The organism is Streptomyces sp. NPDC085866 (genome assembly GCF_044541035.1).
Taxonomy (GTDB): domain Bacteria; phylum Actinomycetota; class Actinomycetes; order Streptomycetales; family Streptomycetaceae; genus Streptomyces.
On the sequence record NZ_JBITSQ010000002.1, the window covers coordinates 451,419 to 473,205 of the forward strand.

Annotated in this window: 18 protein-coding genes and 1 pseudogene; 9 read left to right on the forward strand and 10 right to left on the reverse strand. The window is 70.8% G+C overall.

All coding sequences use genetic code 11. From position 1 onward, the window contains the following. Positions 1-16 precede the first annotated feature (16 nt). From ACIF83_RS05420 to ACIF83_RS05430, 3 genes are all read right to left on the reverse strand, one after another. Positions 17-3,271: an amino acid adenylation domain-containing protein gene (locus ACIF83_RS05420; RefSeq protein ID WP_399723599.1), complete on the reverse strand. Its 3,255-nt coding sequence runs from the start codon at positions 3,269-3,271 to the stop codon at positions 17-19. Positions 3,272-3,284: 13 nt separating this feature from the next. Then, entirely contained in the window at positions 3,285-5,864 is a 2,580-nt protein-coding gene (locus ACIF83_RS05425) for a Pls/PosA family non-ribosomal peptide synthetase (RefSeq protein WP_399723601.1), read from the reverse strand. A gap of 346 nt (positions 5,865-6,210) precedes the next feature. Beyond that, positions 6,211-7,818, reverse strand: coding sequence for an MFS transporter (locus ACIF83_RS05430; protein ID WP_399723603.1), 1,608 nt, complete (start codon positions 7,816-7,818; stop codon positions 6,211-6,213). Positions 7,819-8,009: 191 nt separating this feature from the next. On the opposite strand from ACIF83_RS05430, the gene ACIF83_RS05435 reads away from it, so the two are divergent. Both ACIF83_RS05435 and ACIF83_RS05440 read left to right on the forward strand, forming a co-directional pair. Next, positions 8,010-8,645 carry a TetR/AcrR family transcriptional regulator gene (locus ACIF83_RS05435; RefSeq protein WP_399723605.1) on the forward strand — a complete coding sequence of 212 codons (636 nt, stop codon included), beginning with the start codon at positions 8,010-8,012 and terminating at the stop codon, positions 8,643-8,645. Between the two features lie 26 nt (positions 8,646-8,671). Next, positions 8,672-9,448: a DUF2993 domain-containing protein gene (locus ACIF83_RS05440; protein WP_399723607.1), complete on the forward strand. Its 777-nt coding sequence runs from the start codon at positions 8,672-8,674 to the stop codon at positions 9,446-9,448. On the opposite strand, the gene ACIF83_RS05445 is transcribed toward ACIF83_RS05440, so the two are convergent. The 4 genes from ACIF83_RS05445 to mhpD form a co-directional block, all read right to left on the reverse strand. After that, entirely contained in the window at positions 9,417-10,100 is a 684-nt protein-coding gene (locus ACIF83_RS05445; protein WP_398138095.1) for a TetR/AcrR family transcriptional regulator, read from the reverse strand. The genes ACIF83_RS05440 and ACIF83_RS05445 overlap by 32 nt on opposite strands. A gap of 96 nt (positions 10,101-10,196) precedes the next feature. Further along, on the reverse strand, positions 10,197-11,216 hold the full coding sequence (gene dmpG, locus ACIF83_RS05450) for a 4-hydroxy-2-oxovalerate aldolase (protein ID WP_393477280.1): 1,020 nt from the start codon (positions 11,214-11,216) through the stop codon (positions 10,197-10,199). After that, complete coding sequence (locus ACIF83_RS05455; RefSeq protein WP_398138097.1) at positions 11,213-12,148, reverse strand: acetaldehyde dehydrogenase (acetylating); 936 nt, start codon at positions 12,146-12,148, stop codon at positions 11,213-11,215. The genes dmpG and ACIF83_RS05455 overlap by 4 nt, the downstream gene beginning before the upstream one ends. Beyond that, positions 12,145-12,969, reverse strand: a complete 825-nt coding sequence (mhpD, locus tag ACIF83_RS05460) for a 2-keto-4-pentenoate hydratase (RefSeq protein WP_393477275.1) — start codon at positions 12,967-12,969, stop codon at positions 12,145-12,147. Before mhpD ends, ACIF83_RS05455 begins: the two co-directional genes overlap by 4 nt. 143 nt (positions 12,970-13,112) lie before the next feature. On the opposite strand from mhpD, the gene ACIF83_RS05465 reads away from it, so the two are divergent. After that, positions 13,113-13,835, forward strand: a complete 723-nt coding sequence (locus ACIF83_RS05465; protein ID WP_393477538.1) for an IclR family transcriptional regulator — start codon at positions 13,113-13,115, stop codon at positions 13,833-13,835. Positions 13,836-13,903: 68 nt separating this feature from the next. On the opposite strand, the gene gap is transcribed toward ACIF83_RS05465, so the two are convergent. The 3 genes and pseudogenes from gap to ACIF83_RS05480 all read right to left on the reverse strand — a co-directional run. Next, positions 13,904-14,902: a type I glyceraldehyde-3-phosphate dehydrogenase gene (gene gap, locus ACIF83_RS05470; protein WP_399723609.1), complete on the reverse strand. Its 999-nt coding sequence runs from the start codon at positions 14,900-14,902 to the stop codon at positions 13,904-13,906. Positions 14,903-15,005: 103 nt separating this feature from the next. Further along, a complete protein-coding gene (locus ACIF83_RS05475) occupies positions 15,006-15,962 on the reverse strand; it encodes a GlxA family transcriptional regulator (RefSeq protein ID WP_399723611.1) in 957 nt (318 codons plus the stop codon). A 52-nt stretch (positions 15,963-16,014) separates the two neighbouring features. Further along, positions 16,015-16,224: pseudogene (locus ACIF83_RS05480) on the reverse strand (hypothetical protein); the annotation flags it as partial. Here ACIF83_RS05480 and ACIF83_RS05485 point away from each other — a divergent pair. The 6 genes from ACIF83_RS05485 (at position 16,217) to ACIF83_RS05510 (ending at position 21,615) form a co-directional block, all read left to right on the forward strand. Then, entirely contained in the window at positions 16,217-16,432 is a 216-nt protein-coding gene (locus tag ACIF83_RS05485; RefSeq protein ID WP_393477267.1) for a hypothetical protein, read from the forward strand. The pseudogene ACIF83_RS05480 and the gene ACIF83_RS05485 sit on opposite strands and share 8 nt — an antisense overlap. 49 nt (positions 16,433-16,481) lie before the next feature. Next, positions 16,482-17,099 carry an AAA family ATPase gene (locus ACIF83_RS05490; protein WP_393477266.1) on the forward strand — a complete coding sequence of 206 codons (618 nt, stop codon included), beginning with the start codon at positions 16,482-16,484 and terminating at the stop codon, positions 17,097-17,099. A gap of 138 nt (positions 17,100-17,237) precedes the next feature. Beyond that, positions 17,238-18,950, forward strand: coding sequence for a purine-cytosine permease family protein (locus ACIF83_RS05495; protein ID WP_399723616.1), 1,713 nt, complete (start codon positions 17,238-17,240; stop codon positions 18,948-18,950). Positions 18,951-19,122: 172 nt separating this feature from the next. Beyond that, positions 19,123-20,628, forward strand: a complete 1,506-nt coding sequence (locus tag ACIF83_RS05500) for a purine-cytosine permease family protein (RefSeq protein ID WP_399723619.1) — start codon at positions 19,123-19,125, stop codon at positions 20,626-20,628. Beyond that, a complete protein-coding gene (locus ACIF83_RS05505) occupies positions 20,625-21,182 on the forward strand; it encodes a cysteine hydrolase family protein (RefSeq protein WP_399723622.1) in 558 nt (185 codons plus the stop codon). Before ACIF83_RS05500 ends, ACIF83_RS05505 begins: the two co-directional genes overlap by 4 nt. 79 nt (positions 21,183-21,261) lie before the next feature. Then, positions 21,262-21,615 carry a GntR family transcriptional regulator gene (locus ACIF83_RS05510; RefSeq protein ID WP_399724058.1) on the forward strand — a complete coding sequence of 118 codons (354 nt, stop codon included), beginning with the start codon at positions 21,262-21,264 and terminating at the stop codon, positions 21,613-21,615. Positions 21,616-21,787 lie beyond the last annotated feature (172 nt).

The following is a 21,787-nucleotide window of genomic DNA, read 5'->3' on the forward strand; positions in this document are numbered from 1 at the left end:
GGAGGCTCTGCGCGGCTCAGGAGGAGGCCAGCGGAGCCACGACACCCAGGACGGCCTGTGCTGCCTCGGCCGGACGGGTGCGCGTGAAGTAGTGGCCGCCGTCGGTCAGCTCGTGCAGATCGACGTGCTCGGCCAGGAGCAGCCAGTCCCGGTAGTGGTGGGCGTGGCCTGCCGTGTGCGGATCGTCGGCGGCGACGACCACCGAGACCGGCACGGACAGCTTCACCGGCGGCGGCCCGTCCAGCGCGGCGCAGAAGTAGCGGTGCGCGGACGCGCAGTCGTGCAGGTAGGCGGCACCGATGTGCTCGGCGTGCTGCGCGTTCAGTTCCGCGAGTTCGGTGTAGCCGCTGTCGGCGGTCAGCCGTGCGGCGATCTCGGCGTTGCTCCGGCTCGTCAGTTCGCCGACGGCGGCGTACCGGTCGGCGGCTGTGCCGAGCAACTGCGCGCCGAGGAACACGCGCAGCACCTCCACACCGTGCTCCTGGAGTCTCCTGGCCGTCTCCAACGCCGGTGCGGCGCCCGACGAGTGGCCCCACAGCAGGACCCGGGTCAGGCCACGCGCGGTGATCTCGGCGGCGACCCGCTCCGCCACCTGCTCGATCGACGCGAACGGCTCGGGGTGCGCGGCCAGGTCGTGACCGGGCAGGTCCACCGCGAGGACCGCCAGGCCGCGTCCCGCCAACACGCTCGCCATCGGCTGGTAGTTGACCGCGTTGCCGCCCGCGTAGGGGAAGCACACCAGTGCGCACTCCTTGGCACCGCCCGCCGCCGTCAGCGGCTGCAGCAGTTCCGGGTGGCGTCGGGGCGTGCCGTCGAGGAGGTCCGCCAGGTCGGCGAGCACCGGGTGCCGGGTGATGTCCTTCAGGGACACCGCGCGGTCCAGCGCGAGGGTGAGTTTGACCGCCGTCAGGGAGGTGCCCCCGGAGTCGAAGAAGTGGTCCTCGCGGCCGATCCGGTCCTCGGGGACGCCCAGCAGATCGGCCCAGACCGCCGCCAGCTTCCGCTCGGTCGGGGTGAGCGGGGCGCTCTCGTGCTCGCCGGGCACGGAAGGTTCCGGCTGCGCGGCCAGGGCGGTGAGCGCCTTCCTGTCGATCTTGCCGTTGGCGGTCAGCGGCAGGCCGGCCTGCCAGTGGAAGGCCGAGGGGACCATGTAGGCGGGCAGGGCCGCACCCAGCGCCTCGCGCAGCACGTCGGTCTCCAGACGCCGGCCCGCGTAGAAGGCGATCAGATGCTTGCTCCGGCCGGCCCGCTCGGCGACGACCACCGCACCGTCCCGCACCCCGGGTACCCGCAGCAGCGTGTTCTCGATCTCGCCGATCTCGATGCGGAAGCCGCGGATCTTGACCTGGTTGTCCCGGCGGCCGAGGAACTCCAGCTTGCCGCCCGGGTGCCAGCGCCCCCAGTCACCCCCGAGGTAGAGCCGCTCGCCCGGCCGGAACGGGTCCTCGCGATAGGCCTCACGGGTCCGCTCGGGATCGTTGACGTACCCCCGGCCCACACATACACCGGAGAAGGCGATCAGACCTGGGGCGCCCAGCGGCACCAACGAAAGATGCTCGTCCACGACATGGACGTGCACGTTGTTGACCGCACGCCCCAGCAGAACCCGCTCGGGCACGGTGTCCATGATCTCGTGGTTGGTGTCGTCCGAAGTCTCGGTCAATCCATAGGCGTTGACCAGCCTGATCCCCGGCTGGATCGCGAACCAGCGCTGGACCAGTTCCCGTTTCAGCGCCTCACCGGTCACCGACACACACCGCAGGTCCGGCAGCGCGCGGGGATGCTGCTCCAGGTACGAGACCACGACCTCCAGATAGGAGGGCACGACCTGCGCCACACCGGCCCGGCCGCCGACCAGCGTGTCGACGAACCGCTCCACGTCCACGATCACGTCCTGGCCGACCAGCAGCGTCCGCCCGCCCACCAGCAGCGAGGACACCAGCTGCCACAGCGAGATGTCGAAGCACTGCGGGGCGGTCTGCGCCACCACGCAGCCCTCGCCGATCCCCAAGTCGTCGATCTTGGCGTGGAGATGGTTGAGCATGCCCGCGTGCTCGCACATCGCCCCCTTCGGCTCGCCGGTGGAGCCGGACGTGAAGTAGATGTAGGCCAGCTGGTCGGCGTCGACCCGCACGCCGACGTCACCGTCGGCGTGCCCTTCCGCGTACGCCCCCTCGATCAGCACCTTCTCGACCCCGGGCAGGGTGGCCAGGGCCTGGTCGAGGGTGTGGGTGCTGCCGGATTCGGTCAGGACCAGCCGGCACCCCGCGCGCGACAACGTTGCCACGATGCGGTCGGCCGGGAAGTGCGGCTCGATCGGCAGGTAAGCGCCGCCCGCCTTGAACACCGCCAGGGTCGCGGCCATCCAGTCGAGGTTGCGCTCGGTGACCACGGCCACCACGTCCTCGCGGCCCAGCCCCCGCTTCAGCAGGGCCCGCGCCAGCCGGTTCGCGCGCGCGTTGAGTTCTGCGTACGTCCACTCCTGCTCGCCGTACACGGCCGCCACCGCTTCCGGATGCGCCCGTGCCCGCTGTTCGAACAGTTCGTGTGCGCGCGCGTCCGGAAGCTCCCGGCGGGGCCCGGCCAGCTCTTCGAGCTGCTCCTGCACCTCGTCGTCCGACAGCAGACTCTGCCGCGTGTGCTCGGCGTCCACGTCGGCCGTCATCAGCCGCAGCGCCGTCAGGTGATAGCCGCCGATCCGGGCCGCACTCGTGGCGTCCAGGACGTCGGTGCGGTACCGGAGCCGCAGCCTCAGCCGCCCGTCCCGGTCGGACCAGCGCACCTGCAGCACGCCGTCGTCGACCAGCGTGTTCTCGGCACCTCCCCGGGGACCGAACACGACCTCGTACGACGGCTCAGCCGTTCCCAGCTCCCGGCACAGCTCGTCCACCGGGAACTCCCGGTGCGCCAGCAGCTCCGCCTCGGCGTGCTGAGCGGTCGACACCAGTGCGCGCCAGGACCCGGAGGGCACCGACAGGCGGCACGGCAGCGGCTCGCCCCGCACCCCGGCGGCGTAGCCCGTCACCACGTCCTGCTCGCCGGACAGCGCGGCCAGCACCTTGGCGTGCGCGGCCAGCAGCAGTGCGCTGACCGGTACCGCCAACTGCCGCACCAGCCCGCGGGCCGCGTCCGCCACGTCGTCCGGCACCGACACCTCGTGCTCCGCCGTTCCGGGAACCGGCTCCCGAACCCACCGTGGCACCGCGGTCGTACCGCCGGCGGTCAGCACACGGCTCCAGAACTCCCGGTCCGCTTCCACGCGCGCTCCCATCGAATGACCTCCCTCAACTCACGGTCGCCGCGGAGGCGTCGGCCGAAGAGGGTGATGTTGTCCGGTCCCTGCCGCAGAGCTGTTCGGCGGCATCCGGCATGTCCACGGCGGGGTTGCCGCCCCACCGAGCGTGTGCGGGGACCTCCTCGCCCTTCATGAGGAAGGAGTCGGGCGCCAGCACCGCACCGTCGCCCATCGTCACGCCGTAGTGCACATGGGCGGCGACGCCCAGCGTGCAGCCGGTGCCGAGCGTGGTGCCGTCGGACTTGAAGGTGCCGTCCTCCTGCGAGTGGCACTGGATCTTGCTCCCGGCGTTGAGGGTGCAGTCGTCGCCGATGGTGGTGAGCGTCCGCTCCGTCAGGTAGCAGCCGTCGTCGAACACCCTGTTGCCGATGCGTACGCCCAGCAGCCGCCAGACCAGGCTCTTGAACGGGGTTCCGTTGAAGATGTTGAGGTACTGGTCCGGCACCTTCCACAGGCGCTCGTGCCACCAGAAGTACGGGTCGTAGATGGAGCACAACCGAGGGCGCAGCGCACGGAACGAGGCGATGCAGCGCTCCAGCAGGACGTAGTAGAGGGTGGAGAACGCGAGCGTGAGCGCCAGATACGTGGCGATCACCACATGTCCGAGCACACCGTAGACGTCGACGGAAGCAAGCCCGAATGCCGTGAGCAAAAAGGTGTGCAGCCATCTCACGAACAGATGGAAGAGCATCGAGCGGAGGTTGTAGCGGTTCTTCGCGGCGAGACGGCCATGGAACGTGTCTCCGGTCCTGAGGTCGTCGAACCGCGAGTCGCGCTCCACCGATCGCGGAATCTCGAAGCAGGGCGAACCGAGGAGCCCTACGCCTTCGCGTACCTCACCGTCGAGGGGAATCATCACCTTCGTCGCGAGCAGGCAGTTGTCACCCGTCCTGCCGCCCGCGGGATAGGCGATGTTGTTCCCGAGGAAGTTGTGCGGTCCGATCGAAGCCCGGGACACCCGGAAAGACGTGCTGGAGAAGTCCGCGTTCACGATGGAGAGTCCGTCGGCCACCATCGTTCCGCTGCCGACGGAGACCAGATACGGGGTCTCGTGCTGCACCTCGGTACCGAAGTTCGACCCGGTCTGCTCGACGTGGGACAGGTCGTATCCGAGAGCGCGAAGGTAGTACACGATGTAGGAGCTGTCGCCGAAGAGCCACTTGAAGAACTTGATGTTCGTCATGCGTGCCGTCGCCAACTGCAGCGCGTAGTGGAATCCGTAGAGCGGATACACCCGGTCGGGCTTGATGGCCGCACTCAGCAGGCGCGGAACGGAGAACAAGGTGACGGCGCCCAGGACGAGGAAGCCCAGGAACAGGACGAGGGACAGGCCCAGCGAGTCGGCGATCAGTTCCGACCACGAGAGTCTGTGAGGGCCGAGTCGCTTGCCGATCGCCGGAATCTCGGTGAACAGCATGTACACCCCGCCGACGGCCAGCGGTATGTAGAGGAGGAACAACTGGAGCAGGCTGACGAGGCCGAACCAGGTCCGGCGCGGAGTACCGCACTTGGCCGGCGCGACCCTGACGTAGTCGATCTCCGTGGGCTGTGCCGGGGTCCCGTGCCAGTGCTCGCCGTCCGGGACCGCCTGGCCGCGGTACAGGGCGGACGAGTGACCCAGCTGGGCTCCGTCGCCCATCGTCGTGTCGATGTCGAGGACGGTCTTCTCCCCGATGAACACGTCGCGGCCCAGTGTGATCCGGCCGGTCTGGATACGACCCGCGTGCGCCCGATAGCCGAGGAAGAACGCATCCTTGCGGATCACCGTACCGTCGCCGATGGTCAGCAGGTCGGTGCAGACCGGGACGGAGTGGGAGAGGATCGTGACTCCCTTGCCGATGTGCGCGCCGAGTGCCCGAAGGTAGAGCACGTACAGCGGATTGCCGATGAAGAGAATCATCGGATTGCCGTGGAGCAGCACCTTCACGAACCAGAAGCGCAGATAGGACAGACTCCAGACAGGTATCTCCACCGGTTTCCAACGGCCGATGAGGATCCATTTGGCGAGCACCGGGAACAGGCACAGGGCCACGAAACCGATGCCGCCGAAGAGCAGCGATCGCAGATAGATGTGGACCAGGCCCTGGCCGGCGGCGATCCAGTCGTAGCCCCGGGCTGCGGCGAATCCGGCGACAAGGGAGTACACCAGGAAAATCAGCAGTTGGAGTGCTCCGCAGAGGACATGGTTCGCCCTGTGTGTCGGCGTCGGCTGCGGCGGCGGTGAGGCCGGGACCGGTGCATCGGCGGGAGCGGGAGCGGGAGTGGCCTCCGCGAGAGCCGCTGCCAGGCTCCGGATCGTGGGGTGCCGGTATATGTCCTTCATGGACGCCGACGGCAGATCCGGTATTTTCCTGACCCGCGCACAGAACTGGGCCATCACCAAGGAGTTGGCACCGAGGTCGGTGAAGAAGTGGCTGTCGACCGGAACGTGTTCGACGCTCGATACGTCGGCCAGTACTTCCGCGAGTCTCTTCTCGGTGTCTGTCCTCGACGGGCCGGAACTGTTCTGCCTGGCGGCTACTGCTTCGTCCGGCCCAGTTATATGAACCTCGGAGGACTGCTCCACCATGCGATCTCCTGGAAGACGTCTGGATCGGGCGCGTGCTCCTTGATCGGGCGCGTGCTCCTTGCTGATCACGAACCGCCGGGTTCAGTTTCGGTCGGCCACCGCGAGGTTGCCACTTCGAAATCGACCACCGTTCGACGCGAAATGCCCGACGGCCCTGTGATCCCTGGCTCCCCGCGGTACGGGGGCGCGTTTCGGATCACTCGAATGGCGCCGTCACCGATCGGCCCGGTCAAGGCGTCGGCGCCGACTTCCGCACGCAAAAAGGGGACGGTGCCGGGCGTCCCTTCCCGGCACCGTCCCCGGGCCGTGCGTCGCTCAAGGCACGGCCCGTCCAGGGGGTGAAGCGTCAGGCGACTTCCGCGCGCTCCTTCCCGGCCTCTTCAGGGTTCTCCTGACGGTGCTTCTCGTCGGCCCTGCGACCGGGCAGGACGGCCAGGACGATCAAGGTGCCGGCGGCCATGATGATCCCGCCGACGAGGCTGGTCCGGGCGACGCCGTGGGCGAAGGACTCGTGGACCGCGTCCACCAGGGCCTGGGCCTGCTGGGGGCCGCCGGACGGGGTCTTCGCGACCTGCTCCGCGACCGCGAGTCCGGCCCCCACGGACTCCTTCGCGCTGTCCAGCGCGGCGGCCGGGAGGTGCCCGCCGACCAGGTCGCCCAGCTTGTCCTTGTAGGCCGTGGCCAGCAGCGAGCCCAGGATGGCGATGCCGAGGGAGCCGCCGAGCTCCAGGGACGTGTCGTTGGCGCCACCGCCGACGCCCAGTTCGGACTCGGGGAAGGATCCCATGATCGTGTCGGTGGCGGGGGAGACGCTCAGGCCGATCGCGAAGCCGAGCATCAGCAGCGTGGGCAGGAAGTCGGTGTACGCCGAGCCCCGGTCGACGCGGGTGAGCAGGAACACGGCCACGGTACCGATGAGCATGCCGGGCACGACCATCGCCTTCACGCCGAGCTTCGGGGTCAGCCGGCCGGTCACCGCGGCGCCGACGAATACGGCAGCGGCCAGCGGCAGCAGGCGAACGCCGGTCTGCAGCGGGTCGTAGCCGAGGACGAACTGCAGGAACTGCGTGGAGTAGTAGAGCGAGCCGAAGGCGCCGAAGAAGAAGAACAGAACCGCGATCATCGAGCCGCTGAAGGGCCGCAGCCCGAACTTGCGGACGTCCAGCATCGGGCTCGGGTGCTTCAGCTCCCAGAGCACGAAGGCCACGAGGCCCACGCCGGAGACCACGGCCGCGGTGACGGGACCGGTGCCCCAGCCGAAGTGCGGGCCCTCGATGATGGCGTACACCAGGGAACCGACGGAGATCATCGAGAGCAGGCCGCCGACGTAGTCGATCCGGCCCATGCCCGCCGCCTTCGACGGCGGCACCAGCACGAACGCGCCGATGACGGCGGCGACGGCGATCGGCACGTTGATCAGGAAGGTCGAGCCCCAAGTGTGGTCCCGCAGCAGCCATCCGGCGAGCAGCGGGCCGACGGCGATGGCGAGACCCGAGGTGGCGGTCCAGGCGGTGATGGCTCGGGCCCGCTCACGCTTCGGGAAGATCGCCACCAGCAGGGAGAGCGTGGCCGGCATGACCACCGCCGCGCCGACACCCATGACGGCGCGGGCGGTGATCACCAGGTCCGTCCTGTCGACCTGGCTGCCCATCACAGCGCCGCCCGCGAAGATCAGCAGACCCGTGACGAGGGCGCCCCGGCGGCTGTACTTGTCGCCGATCGAGCCGAGTACGAGCATCAGCGCGGCGTAGGGGACGGTGTAGCCGTCGATGACCCACTGCAGGTCACTGCTGCTGAGCTGCAGGTCCTGGGTCATGTCGGGGGCCGCCACGATCAGGGACGTGTTGGCCATGACCACGATCAGCAGGCTCAGGCACAGCACCACCAGCGCGAACCAGCGCCGGGGATGAGGCCCGTCCGTCTTCTCGACCGGCGTGTTGGCGACGAGCGGCATCACAAGCTCCTAGAGGGTGAAGCGGCAGCCTCGGGGCGGGGTGGCGGAAGCAGTGCGGGGTGTGGCCCGGGCGCCGCGGGCAGTTAATTGCCCAGCGATGTGCAGACTAGTTTGTTGCTCGTCAGTGTGCAAGTATTACTTGCTCGTCGATGTGCAGTGAATCGATCCCCCCGCCGACCGGAGGTCCCGACGTGATCGACCGACCCGACCTGTCCGGCCGCCGACGCCGGCCGCAGACGACGCGAGCCCGCATCCTCGAAGCGGCCCGACAGGAGCTGGGGCGCGACCCCGAGAGCAGCCTGGGTGACATCGCCGCGGCCGCCGGGGTGGCCCGTCGTACCGTCTACGGGCACTTCTCCGGCCGGTCCGCGCTCGTCGAGGGGCTCGTCGAGGACGCTGCGCAGGCGCTGCGGGACGCGCTCACCGAGATCGCGCTCCCGATACCGGACGTGACCACCGCCCTGACACGATTCGTGCTGACCCTGTGGCCGGTCGGTGACCGCTACCGCATGCTGCTGCGCCTCGCCCCCCAGGACCTGGCCGCAAAACACGTGGACTGCGTCCTAGGCCCGGCCCGTGCCACCGTGACCGCGATCATCTCCGCAGGTCAGCGGCAAGACGTGTTTCACGCCAACGTTCCGGCGACCGCGCTCGGCCGCGCCCTGGAGGCCTACGTCCTGGCGCTGCTCGACTGGGTCAACAACGGCACGTGGTCCGACGACGGCACGCGCACCGCGGCCGCAGCCCTCATCGCTGTGGGGGTCGACGGTGACCTCGCCGCAGCGCACGTCGACCGGCTCCGCCCGCCCGAGCGCATCGGCGCCTGAACGCTCACATCCCCTGGAGGAAGCCCGTGCACCGGTCCTCGTACGACACCGAACCCGCCTACGGCGACGGCTCCGCGTACGCCGGCCCACCGCTCCCCGGGCGACGCCGAAGGCTCGTGATCGCCGTCGCCGCGTCCCTGGCCGCGCTGGTGGTGACCGCCGTGGGGGTCGACCGGTTCGCCGCGGGCCACGCGGAGAGTCGCACGGCCAGGGCGTTCCAGGACGGCATGGACACCCCGAACCGGCCCTCGGTCCACGTCAGCGGCTTCCCGGTGCTCACCCAGCTGGCCTCCGGCACCCTGCGGCACGTGGACATCACCGCCCACGACATCCCCGCGCACGGCTCGGCCCGGCCGCTGCCCATCACGCGACTCACCATCGGCGTCGACGATCTGAAGGCCTCCGGCGACGCCGGCGAGGCCCGCGCACGCGCCGTCGACGCGACCGCGTTCCTCTCCTACGGGGACCTGTCAGACGCGCTCGGTCTGCGCCTCTCCCAGGACAGCGAGCCGGGCCGGGTCCGGGCAGCCGTCGATCTCCCCCTGGGCGGCGAGGTCACCGTGAGCGCGGCCGTCTCGGCCGTCTCCGGCAACCGCATCTCGTTCACCGACTTCCATGCCGCCGACGGAGCCCTGTCCGGTCCGGCGCAGGCCCTGCTCGGCAGCATCTTCGCCGACCCGATCCCGCTCCGGAACATTCCCGACGGACTCCGCCTGCGATCGCTCACGCCGACGGCGAGCGGTGTCGACGCCCACTTCACCGGCCGTACGGTCACCTTCCGGCCGGACTCCCCGAATGCCTGACCTGGCCCTGGTCGGCCGCCTCTTCGCGGGCCTGCGCGGCGACCGCCTCGACCACGTCGGCCGCCTGTCGCTCCGGTACGCCCGCCGCGACCAGCGTGGCGACGGCCGTGCGGGTGCCGTCGTCCTCCCACGCCCCCGCGTTGACGCTCTCCAGCAGGGACAGGGTCAGCGCCTCCAGGCCGGCGTTCAGCACGGCCGGCGGCAGGTGGTCGTGGAAGACGCCCTGCCGCTGTCCGCGCTCCACGATGACCGCGGCCTTCTCACGGGCCGGGGACAGCACCTCGGACACCCGCTCCATGCCCAGGTCCTGGCGGGCCAGCGCCAGCAGCAGGCGGTAGCGGTCGCCCACCGGCCAGATGGTGAGGACGAAACGGGCCAGCGCCCGCTCGGGCGGCTCGGCCGCGTCGGGCTGCCGTGCCACGGCGGCCTGCAGGGCCTCGGCGGCCTCCTCGGCGATCGCCTCGACCAGGGCCGCGCGCCCGGGGAAGTGGCCGAACAGGGTACGGCGCACCACACCCGCGGCCCGGGCGATCTCCTCCAGCGTGACATCGGGGTTCCGGCCCAGTTCCTGCCGGGCGGTGGCCAGGATCCGCGCCCGGTTGGACCGGGCGTTGCTCCGGATCGGCTCGCGGACCACGGGCTTCGATGCCACGACACAACCTCACGGACTGACTGCGGTGCACTTACGGCGACTCATCCTGCCACGGCACCGCTACCGGACCCTCAGGTGTCGTGACTCGCTCTCCGGTCAGGACGCACTCTCCGCGCGGGCCACCAGGTCCAGCGCGACGTCCGTGATCATGTCCTCCTGGCCGCCGACCATGCCCCGCCGGCCGACCTCGACCAGGATGCTGCGGGTGTCGAGGCCGTATCGGGCGGCGGCGCTCTCGGCGTGGCGCAGGAAACTGGAGTACACGCCCGCGTAGCCGAGGCTCAGCGTCTCCCGGTCCACCCGCACCTCACGGTCCTGCAGCGGTCGTACCAGGTCGTCGGCGGCGTCCATCAGCGGGAACAGGTCGCAGCCGTGCTCCCAGCCCATCAGATCGGCGACCGCGACGAACGCCTCCAGCGGACAGTTGCCCGCCCCCGCACCCTGCCCGGCGAGGGAGGCGTCGACACGGATGGCGCCCTCCTCGACGGCGACGACGGTGTTGGCGACGCCGAGGGCGAGGTTGTGGTGGGCGTGGATGCCGAGTTCGGTGGCCGGGTCGAGGACGTCGCGGTAGGCGCGGAAGCGGTCGCGGACGCCGTCCATGGTGAGGCGGCCGCCGGAGTCGGTGACGTAGACGCAGTGGGCGCCGTACGACTCCATGAGCCTTGCCTGGCGGGCCAGTTCGGCCGGTTCGGCCAGGTGCGACATCATCAGGAACCCGGCGACGTCCATGCCCAGCTCCCGTGCGGCGGCGATGTGCTGGGCGGAGATGTCGGCCTCGGTGCAGTGGGTGGCGACGCGCACCGAACGGATGCCGAGGGAGTGCGCCTGCCTGAGGTCGTGGACCGTGCCGATGCCGGGCAGCAGCAGGGTCGTGGGCACGGCGTGCCGGGTCGCGTCGGAGACGGCCTCGATCCACTCCCAGTCGGTGTGGGCGCCGACGCCGTAGTTGATGCTGGAGCCGGCCAGCCCGTCGCCGTGGGCGATCTCGATCGCGGCCACGCCGGCCGTGTCGAGGGCGACGGCGATCGCGCGGGCCTGGTCGACGGTGTAGCGGTGCCGGACGGCGTGCATGCCGTCCCGCAGGGTCACGTCCTGGACGTGGAGAGTGGTCACTCGGCCACCTCCTTGCTGTGCCGGGCGGCCATGCGTTCCGCGGTGCGCAGGGCGGCCGAGGTCATGATGTCGAGATTTCCGGCGTAGGCCGGGAGGTAGTGGGCGGCGCCCTCGACCTCCAGGAAGACGGACACCCTCAGGGCCTCACCCGTACCCGGGGCGAGGGCGCGCAGCGGGTCGTCGGCGGCCACGCGCTCGAACTGCACCTTCTGCTTGAGCCGGTAGCCGGGCACGTACGCCTGCACCCGGCCCACCATCTCCTCGACCGAGGCGGTGACGTCCTCGGTGGCGCAGTCGGAGACCAGACAGTGCACGGTGTCCCGCATGATCAGCGGGGGTTCGGCCGGGTTGAGGACGATGATCGCCTTGCCGCGGGCTGCGCCGCCCACCTGTTCGACGGCGGAGGAGGTGGTCTCGGTGAACTCGTCGATGTTCGCCCGGGTGCCGGGGCCGGCGGAGCGGGACGCGATGGAGGCGACGATCTCGCCGTAGTGGACCCGGGTGACCGCGTTCACGGCGGCGACGATCGGGATGGTGGCCTGGCCGCCGCAGGTGACCATGTTGACGTTCGGGGCGTCGAGATGGGCGTCGCCGTTGACCGGCGGGACCACGTAGGGGCCGAGGGCGGCGGGGGTGAGGTCGACGAGCGTGCGGCCCAACGGGCGCAGCATCTCGTCGTGGTGGCGGTGGGCGCCGGCGGACGTGGCGTCGAAGACGATCTCCACGTCGGCGAACTCGTCCAGGGCGACCAGCCCCTCGACGCCTTCGTGGGTGGTGGCGACCTTCAGCCGGCGGGCGCGGGCGAGGCCGTCGGACTCCGGGTCGATCCCGGCCATCGCGACGATGTCCAGGCTCTCGGACAGGCGCAGGACCTTGATCATCAGGTCGGTGCCGATGTTGCCGGAGCCTATGACGGCGACCTTGGTGCTCACCGGCGTTCTCCTTCCTGGGCGAAGCCGACCCGCACAGAGCCCAGACCGGAGATCCGGGCCTCGAACACGTCTCCCGGCGCGGCGGGCGCCATCGGACCGAGCGCACCGGTCAGCACCAGGTCGCCCGCCCGCAGCGGATCCCCCCGCTCCGCGAGCGCCGAGGCCAGCCAGACCGCCGCGTTGAGGGGGCCGCCGAGGCAGTCGGTGCCGGTGCCCTCGGAGACGGTCGCACCGCCCCGGGTCATGGTCATCGTCACGGCACGCAGGTCGATCCCGGTCAGCGGTACGGGGGTGCCGCCCAGGACGTACAGACCACAGGAGGCGTTGTCGGCGACGGTGTCGACGAGGGAGATGTCCCACCCCTGCACCCGGCTGTCGACGATCTCCAGGGCGGGCAGCGCGAAGTCGACCGCGCGCAGCACGTCGACGACCGTGCACGCGGGGTGCGGCAGATCGCGGCCGAGCACGAGCGCGACCTCGGCCTCCACCTTGGGCTGCAGCAGTCGCCCCGCGGACACCTCGCCGCCGTCCGGTACGGCCATGTCCGCGAACAGTGCGCCGAAGTCGGGTTGGTCCACGCCGAGTTGACGCTGCACGGCCGGCGAGGTCAGGCCGATCTTCCGGCCGACGAGACGGCGGCCGGCGGCCAGGCCGCGGCGGACGTTGAGCTGCTGCACGGCGTACGCGGCATCGAGGTCGCCGGCGTCCAGCAGCGTCCGTACCGGAGGACAGGCGGCCCGGGTCCGGGCGGCCGTCTCCAGCAGATCGGCGGCCTCGACCACGGCCGGTGGATGCGCGTCCGGGCGGACGGGGTCGGGCACGGTCGACACGGTTGCCTCCAGCGGAGCGGTGGGGGAGCGGGCGGACGTACGAACTACGTCCCCCGGTGTGCACACCGTTTTAGACAGCACCCCTCGGATGGGCCAAACTTTGTTCCATGTCACGGAACAGCGCAGCGGGCAACATGCTGGAAAAGGCCGCGCTCATCCTCGAATGTTTCACCCCGAGCGGCGGCCCGTACCGTCTCTCGGAACTTTCGGAGCGGACCGGTCTGCCGAAGCCGACGGTGCACCGGCTGGCGGCCGACCTCGTCGGGCTGGGCTGGCTGGAGCGGTCGGGGCCGCAGTACCGGCTCGGCGCGAAGCTGTTCGAACTGGGCTCCCTCGTGCCGCGCCGACGCGATCTGCGCGAGAGCGCCCTGCCCTTCCTGCAGGACCTGTTCGAGGCCACCCGCGAGACCGTCCACCTCGGCGTCCGCGAGGGCATGGAGGTGGTCTACCTGGAACGCATGCACGGCCACGAGGCCCTGCAGCTGCCCTCCCGCATCGGCGGCAGCCTCCCGCTGAGCTGCACCGGCGTCGGCAAGGCCCTGCTGGCCTTCTCCGGCGCCGCACTGACCGAGGAGGTCCTCGCCGGCCCGCTGCCGAGCCTCACCCCCCACTCGATCACCGACCCGGCACGCCTGCGCACGGCCCTGGAGAAGATCCAGGTGTCGGGCCTGGCGTACGAGGAGCAGGAGGCCGTGCTCGGCGTGAGCTGCATCGCGGCCCCCGTCTTCGCCGGCGACACGACGGTGGCCGCCCTCTCGGTGGCCGTACCCTGCTCACGCTTCAGACCGGCCCAACTGGCTCCGGCGGTGCGCACGGCCGCGCTCGGGCTGTCCCGTGTGCTGCGCGGGGCCGGCTGAAGGAGAGCCGAGAAAGAAGGCCGAAAAAAGAAAGGGCGGCCCCGGATGGGGGCCGCCCGGGGGCTCGGTCAGCGGGTGGCGAGCAGTTCGAGGGTGTCGATCACCCGGTTCGAGAAGCCCCACTCGTTGTCGTACCAGGCGACCACCTTGATGTGGCGGCCGTCGACGCGGGTGAGGGCCGAGTCGAAGATCGACGAGGCCGGGTTGCCCACGATGTCGGCCGACACCAGCGGGTCGTCCGAGTACTCGAGGACGCCGGCGAGCGGGCCCTGTGCCGCGGTGCGGTACGCCGCCAGCACCTCGTCGCGGGTCACGTCACGGGAGACCGTCGTGTTGAGCTCGACGATCGAGCCGACCGGCACCGGCACGCGGATCGAGTCGCCCGACAGCTTGCCGTCGAGGTTCGGCAGCACGAGACCGATCGCCTTCGCGGCACCCGTCGTGGTCGGCACGATGTTGACCGCGGCGGCACGGGCACGGCGCGCGTCACGGTGCGGACCGTCCTGCAGGTTCTGCTCCTGCGTGTAGGCGTGCACCGTGGTCATGAACCCGTGCTCGATACCGGCGAGTTCGTCGAGCACCGCGGCCAGCGGGGCGAGCGCGTTGGTGGTGCACGAGGCGTTCGAGACGACCGTGTGCAGGGCCGGGTCGTACGCGTCGGTGTTCACGCCGAACGCGAGTGTGACGTCGGCGCCGTCCGACGGCGCGCTGACGAGCACCTTCTTCGCGCCCGCGTCGAGGTGGGCACGGGCGGCCTTCGCCGAGGTGAAGCGGCCGGTCGACTCCAGGGCGATGTCGACACCGAGCTCGGCCCACGGCAGCCGGGCCGGGTCGCGCTCGGCGAGCACCTTGATGCGACGGCCGTCGACGACAAGGGTGTCCCCGTCGACGGTCACGGGGCGGCCGAGCCGGCCGGCCGTCGTGTCGTAGGCGAGGAGCCGTGCGAGGGTGGCGGGCTCCGTGAGGTCGTTCACGGCGACGACCTCGAGATCGCTGTCGCGCTCCAGCAGCGCGCGCAGCACATTGCGTCCGATGCGGCCGAATCCGTTGATGGCGATGCGAGTCATCAGTCATGTCCCTTCGGTTCGCCACCAGGGTCTCGGCAAGCGGCCGACCGGGACAGCGGCGCGATCGCCATGGTTCGAAAGGATCGCGCCAGGTGGTGATCGACTACTCGCCCTTGGTGAAGGTGCGCCGGTACTCGCTCGGCGTGGTGCCGAGGATGCGCTGGAAGTGCAGCCGCAGATTCGCGCCGGTGCCGAGACCGACATCGGCGGCGATCTTCTCCACGCTCAGTTCCGAACGTTCCAGCAGCTCACGGGCCAGGTCGATCCGGGCGCGCATGACCCACTGCATGGGCGTGTACCCGGTGTCCTCGGCGAAGCGCCGGGAGAAGGTGCGCGGCGAGACGGCCGCGTGCCGGGCGAGCGCCTCCAGGGTGAGCGGCTCGGCGAGCCGGTGCAGCGCCCACTCGCGGGTCGCGGCGAACCGCTCGCCGAGTGGCTCGGGCACGCTGCGCGGCACGTACTGCGCCTGACCGCCGCTGCGGTAGGGGGCCGCGACCAGGCGCCGGGCCGCATGGTTCGAGGCGGCCACACCGAGGTCGCCGCGCAGCATGTGCAGGCACAGATCCAGCCCGGAGGCGGCCCCGGCCGACGTCAGCACGCTGCCCTCGTCGACGAACAGCACGTTCTCGTCGACCCGGACGAGTGGATGCTTCGCCGCGAGCGCGCGTGCGTAGTGCCAGTGCGTCGTGGCGCGCTTGCCGTCGAGCAGGCCCGTGGCGGCGAGCGCGAAGGCCCCCGTCGAGATGGCGGCGAGCCGCGCACCGCGCTCGTGGGCGGCGATCAGCCCCTCGACGACGGTCCGCGGCGGGTCTTCGCGGTCCGGGAACCGGTAGCCCGGGATGAACACGGTGTCGGCCCACCCGAGCGCGTCGAGACCGTGGGCGGCGTGGTACGACAGGCCGTCGCCGCCGGCCACGAGACCGGGTGCCGCGCCGCACACCCGCACCTCGTACGGCATGCTTGCGCGGGTCGTGAACACCTGCGCCGGAATGCCGACGTCGAGCGGCTTCGCGCCCTCGAGCACGAGAACGGCGACGCGACGCAGGCGGGAGACAGGCACGATGACCAGGGTAATCGCTTGCGCGCTACCGGTTCCCGGAGCGAAGGAGTCGTCAGGCGTCGGGGTCGAAGGGGATCCCGGACGGCATGGAGTGCGCCAGGGCGTACGGGAAGTCGCCGTCCTTGATCTTGATGGTGGCGGCGTCGAAGTCGGCGCCCAGGAGGTTGTCGCGGTAGCCCGCCGGGTAGCCGTTCCAGCCCACCGGACGGGGGAAGAACCACCCGCCGGTCACGTTCTCCGGAGGCTCGTCGTCGGTGTTGGCGAGCATCGGCGGTCTGGCCGGCCCGCTCATCGGCCGTCTCGCCGACGCGACCTTCCTGCGGACCGCGCTGGCACCCCTGATCCTCATGCCGGTGCTGAGCTGGCTCCTGTTCCGCACCCTGCCCGACCCCGACTCCCCGCCGCCCGGCCCGACTTCCGCCGACCGGGGGCGAAATCCTCTCGGGCTCCGGGGCGGCCCCATGCGATGATCACGAAGCCGCACCGGCTCAGGATCCCCGCGGACGGAAGGACCACACCATGGCGACCGAGGCGGTTCGGGTCACGGCCGACCCGGATCACGCACGCATCCCCGTCACCCCTGCCGGGGGCACGGTCATCCTGCTCAACGGCACGTCCAGCTCCGGCAAGTCCAGCATCGCCCGGGCGCTCCTCGACCTGCTCGACGGCACCTGGTTCCACATGCCCGTCGACGCGTTCCACTCCATGCGCTGCGACAAGCCCATAGCGGACGAGGACCTCCAGGCAGAGATCGACCGCACCGCCAAGGGCTTCCACCGTGCCGTCGCCGGGATGGCCGCGGGCGGCAACAACGTGGTCGTGGACCATCCGCTCTCCCGCCGCTGGCGGCTGCTCGACCTGCTCGGCCTGCTCGTGCCCGAGGACACCGTCCTGATCGGGGTGCGCTGCCCGCTGCCCGAACTGGAACGCCGTGAGCGCGAGCGGGGCGACCGGCAACCGGGGCTGGCCGCCATGCAGTACGACCAGGTGCACTCGCACGGCGTCCACGACCTCGACGTGGACACCAGCCTGCTCTCCCCGGAGGAATGCGCCCTGCGCATCCGCGACTTCCTGCCGGACCGACCGCGGCCCACGGCCTTCGAGCGGCTCCGAACGACCCTGCGGAATGCGGCCTGACGCATCGGTTCAAGGACTGACGTCCCGCCGCCTTCGCCTGCCGCGGCGCCTTGCCGGGTTTTAAAGGCCTCGAAACTGGCGGGAAACACCTCGGGGTCAACCTTCCCTCGAACTGCCCCTGCGGAAGAGGGAAGAGCCGTGACGGAGATCGTCGACAAGCAGGCACCACCAGCCCCGCCCGGCAGCCGTACCTACAACGGCTGGACGCAGAACGACACGCTCGAGGACTACTCGCTGCGCTACGCGCCCAAGTCCTTCCGCCGCTGGACGCCGTACGTGGTGGCCACGACGGCGCTGGGCGGCATCGCCTATCTCGCGGACTTCGCCATCGGCGGCTCCATCGCCCTCTCCCACGGCTTCTCCAGCGCCATGGTGGCGATCCTGGCGGCGGCCGTGGTCATCTTCCTCACCGGCATACCGATCTCGTACTACTCGGCCAAGTACTCCATCGACATGGACCTGTTGACCCGCGGTGCGGGCTTCGGCTACCTGGGCTCGACCCTCACCTCGGTGATCTACGCCAGCTTCACCTTCATCTTCTTCGCCCTCGAAGGGTCGATCATGGCGCAGGCCCTGGAGCTGGGCCTGCACATCCCGCTGGCCCTCGGGTACGTCATCTGCTCGCTGATCATCCTGCCGCTGGTCGTCTACGGCATGACCGCGCTGTCCAGGATGCAGGTGTGGACCCAGCCGGTCTGGCTGGTGCTGATGGTCGCTCCGTTCGTGTCGATCGCGATCCAGGAGCCCGGAAAGTTCTCGGAGTTCACCCACTTCGCGGGCGACTCGCCCACCGGATCGAGCATCAGCATGCTCGGTGTCGGGGCGGGCGCGGGTGTCGCACTGTCGCTGATCGCGCAGATCGGTGAGCAGGTCGACTACCTGCGCTTCATGCCCGACAAGACGCCGGAGAACGGCAAGCGGTGGTGGGCCGCGGTGCTCGGCGCCGGTCCCGGGTGGGTGGTCCTGGGTGCGCTGAAGCAGATCGGCGGTGCCTTCCTGGCCTTCTACATCGCCGGCAACGTCGGGCTGTCCAAGGCCAACGAGCCGATCCAGCAGTACGTCCACGGGTTCGGGACCTTCGCCGCTCCCGTCGCGCTGGGCCTCGCCACGTTCTTCGTCATCCTCTCCCAGATAAAGATCAACTCCACCAACGCGTACTCCGGTTCGCTGTCCTGGTCCAACTTCTTCTCCCGGCTGACGCACCGTCACCCGGGGCGCGTGGTCTACATCTTCCTCAACGTCGGCATCGCGCTGGCCCTCATGGAGGGCGGGGTTTTCGGCTTCCTCAACACGGTCCTCGGGTTCTACTCCAACGTGGCCATCGCCTGGATCGGCGCGGTCGTCGCCGACCTGGTGATCAACAAGCCGCTGAAGCTGAGCCCTTCGTACATCGAGTTCAAGCGGGCCCACCTCTACCACTTCAACCCGGTCGGCTTCGGCTCGATGCTCATCGCCTCCGCGGTGTCCATCGCCGCCTACTTCGAGGCGTTCGGCGCGTACGGCAAGGCGTTCTCGCCGTTCATCGCGCTGTTCCTGGCGATGGTGCTCTCGCCGTTGTTCGCGGTGCTCACCAAGGGGCGCTACTACATCGCCCGCGTCGACGACCTGGACGAACCGCTGCTGGACACCGACGGGCTGCCCTCGGCGGCCACGCTGACCTGCTCGGTGTGCACGACCGAGTTCGAGCGGCCGGACATGGCGGGCTGCCCCTTCCACCAGGGCGCGATCTGCTCGCTGTGCTGCAGTCTGGAGAAGGACTGCCACGACTCCTGCAAGAGCGCGGGCACGCCGGGACCGGTCGACCTCGCCATGCCCGCCGTGCGCTCGGGCACCGGCCCGTCTCCTGCATGAGGCCGACGCAGCCCCGGGCGCGTGGCCGCGCGTCGTGCGGCCGGTTCGACCGAGCGGTTGAACCGGCCGTCCCGTCCCGCTGCGGCTTTCCTTGCGCCCCGCCACGCACCGACCTAGCCTCGACCGGGCACGTCTGGACAGGCAGGGACAGGCAGGGACAGGTTGGTCGGCGATGGCGCATCCGCAGGACTCCCCCGACAGCAGATCCACCGGCCGGCGGATCCAGTGGGAGACCCACGGACTCGACGTGATCGGGGACGCGGAGCGCAAGGGCACCCCGCGCACGCTGTTCTGGCCCTGGTTCGGTGCGAACGTCTCGGTTCTCGGCCTCGGTTACGGCGCCTTCGCCCTCGGCTTCGGCATCTCCTTCTGGCAGGCTCTCACCGCCGGCGTGCTCGGCATCGTCGTCTCCTTCCTGCTCTGCGGCTTCATCGCGGTCGCCGGCAAGCGCGGTTCGGCGCCCACGATGGTGCTCAGCCGGGCCGCCTACGGAGTGCGCGGCAACCGGCTGCCGTCCGTGATCTCCTGGATGCTCACCGTCGGCTGGGAGACCGTCCTCACCGCCCTCGCCACCATGGCGACCGCCACCGTCTTCAGCCGGCTCGGCTGGGGCGGCGGCACCGAGACCAAGGTGGTCGCCCTCGCCGTGGTGGCCGCGCTGACCGTGGTCGGCGGAGTCATGGGCTTCGACCTGATCATGCGTCTGCAGACCTGGATCACCGTGATCACGGGCGTGCTCACCGTCGTCTACGTCGGCCTGGTCGCCGACCACATCCACTGGAGCACGGTCAGCGCGATCCCGGCGGGCTCCGCCCAGCAGTTCATCGGCGCGCTGGTGTTCATGATGACCGGCTTCGGGCTCGGCTGGGCCAACGCCGCCGCCGACTACTCCCGCTACCTGCCCCGCAGTTCGTCCAGCCGGGGCGTGATCGGCTGGACCACCTTCGGTGCCTCCGCCGCCCCGCTGCTCCTGCTGGTCTTCGGCCTCCTGCTGGCCGGCTCCTCCGAGACGCTGAGCAAGGCGATCGCGGCCGACCCGATCGGCGCGCTGACCACGATCCTGCCGACCTGGTTCCTGGTGCCGTTCGCGGTGGTCGCCGTCCTCGGCCTGGTGGGCGGCGCCGTCCTCGACATCTACTCCTCCGGCCTGGCCCTGCTCTCCGCGGGCCTGCGCGTGCCCCGCCATCTGGCCGCTCTCCTCGACGGCATCCTGATGGTCGCGGGCTCCGTCTACGTCGTCTTCTTCGCCGACAGCTTCCTCACCCAGTTCATGGGCTTCCTGACCACGCTCGGCGTACCCATCGCCGCCTGGTGCGGCGTCATGCTCGCCGACCTCGCGCTGCGCCGCCGCGACCACGACGAGGTCGACCTGTACCGCCCGCACGGCCGCTACGGCGACGTACCCCTGCTGCCGCTGCTGCTCACCCTCGGCGCCACCGCCGTCGGCTGGGGCCTGGTCACCAACACCTCCGCGAGCTGGCTGACCTGGCAGGGCTACCTCCTGGAGCCGCTCGGACTCGGCGGCAGGACCGGCGCCTGGGCGTACGCCAACCTCGGCGTCCTGGTCGCCCTCGCGCTCGCCTTCCTCGGCACCCTGCTGCCGGGCCGGGGCCGGGTGCGCGAGCAGGAGGCCGAGGCGCCGAGCCCGTCGCCGAACGAGGGGGTGTACAGCACATGACCTGCGCCCCCGGTCTGCTCGCCGTCATCGACATGCAGCGCGTCTTCGCCGGCCCTGCCGGCCCCTGGGCCACCCCCCGTTTCGCCGACGCGGCCGCGGGCGTACGACGACTGCTGCCGGCCTTCGGCGACCGAGTCGCCTTCACCCGCTTCCTGGCCCCCGAGCGGCCGACCGGCGCCTGGCGCGCCTACTACGCCCGCTGGCCGTTCGCCCTTCGGCCGCCGGACGCCGAACTGTGGGAACTGGCGGACGAGTTCGCCGATCACGCCGGCCGCGTCGTCGACGCCACCACCTTCGGCAAGTGGACCCCGGAGCTCGCCGAGCGGGTCGGCCCGGACGGCCGCCTGGTCCTGGCCGGCGTCAGCACCGACTGCTGCGTGCTGTCCACCGCCCTGGCCGCCGCCGACGCCGGCACGGAGGTCCTGGTGGTCGCGGACGCCTGCGCGGGCATGGACGACGACTCCCACGTCAAGGCCCTGCAGGTGCTGGACCTCTACCGGCCGCTGGTCCGGGTCACCACCATCGACGACCTGCTCGCCGAGCCCCGGCCGTGACCGGCGTCCCGCTCGAGCACCAGCGGATCAGCCGGATCCTGGCCCTGGACATCCGCAGCGGCCGCCGCCGGGGGAGCGGCTGCCGGGCGAACACGCCCTCGCCCAGCGGTTCGGCGGCAGCCGTACGACCGTCCGGGCGGCCCTCGCCGAACCGGCCGAGGAGGGGCTGATCACCACCCGCACCGGCAAGGGCTCCTACGTCCTGTGCGCCGGCCGTCCGCCGGCCGTCCGCCGGACGACCGGCTCGGCCGGACCTGCGCACCGACCGGCGAGGGCGTCGAGAGCCGGCTGCGCACCCTCGCCGTGCACGAGCCGCACGACAGCGGCCTCGCCACCGAACTCCGCCGGGAGAAGAACACGTTCGTGTGCGTGGAGCGGACCCGGGAGCCGGTCGCGGACGCCACCGTCGTGTCGTACGAACGCAGCTGCCTGACACCCGTGTCCGTGATCCGGGAGCTGCCCGCCCAGGGGCTCGGCCCAGACTCGCTCGCCGAGGTGCTGCTGCGCGCCGGGCTACGGCCCGACCACGGAGAGCAGCGGGTCTCCGGGCGCACCCACCCTCCCCGGAATCCTCACGCATGCCCCGGGCCGCACGGGGTACGCGA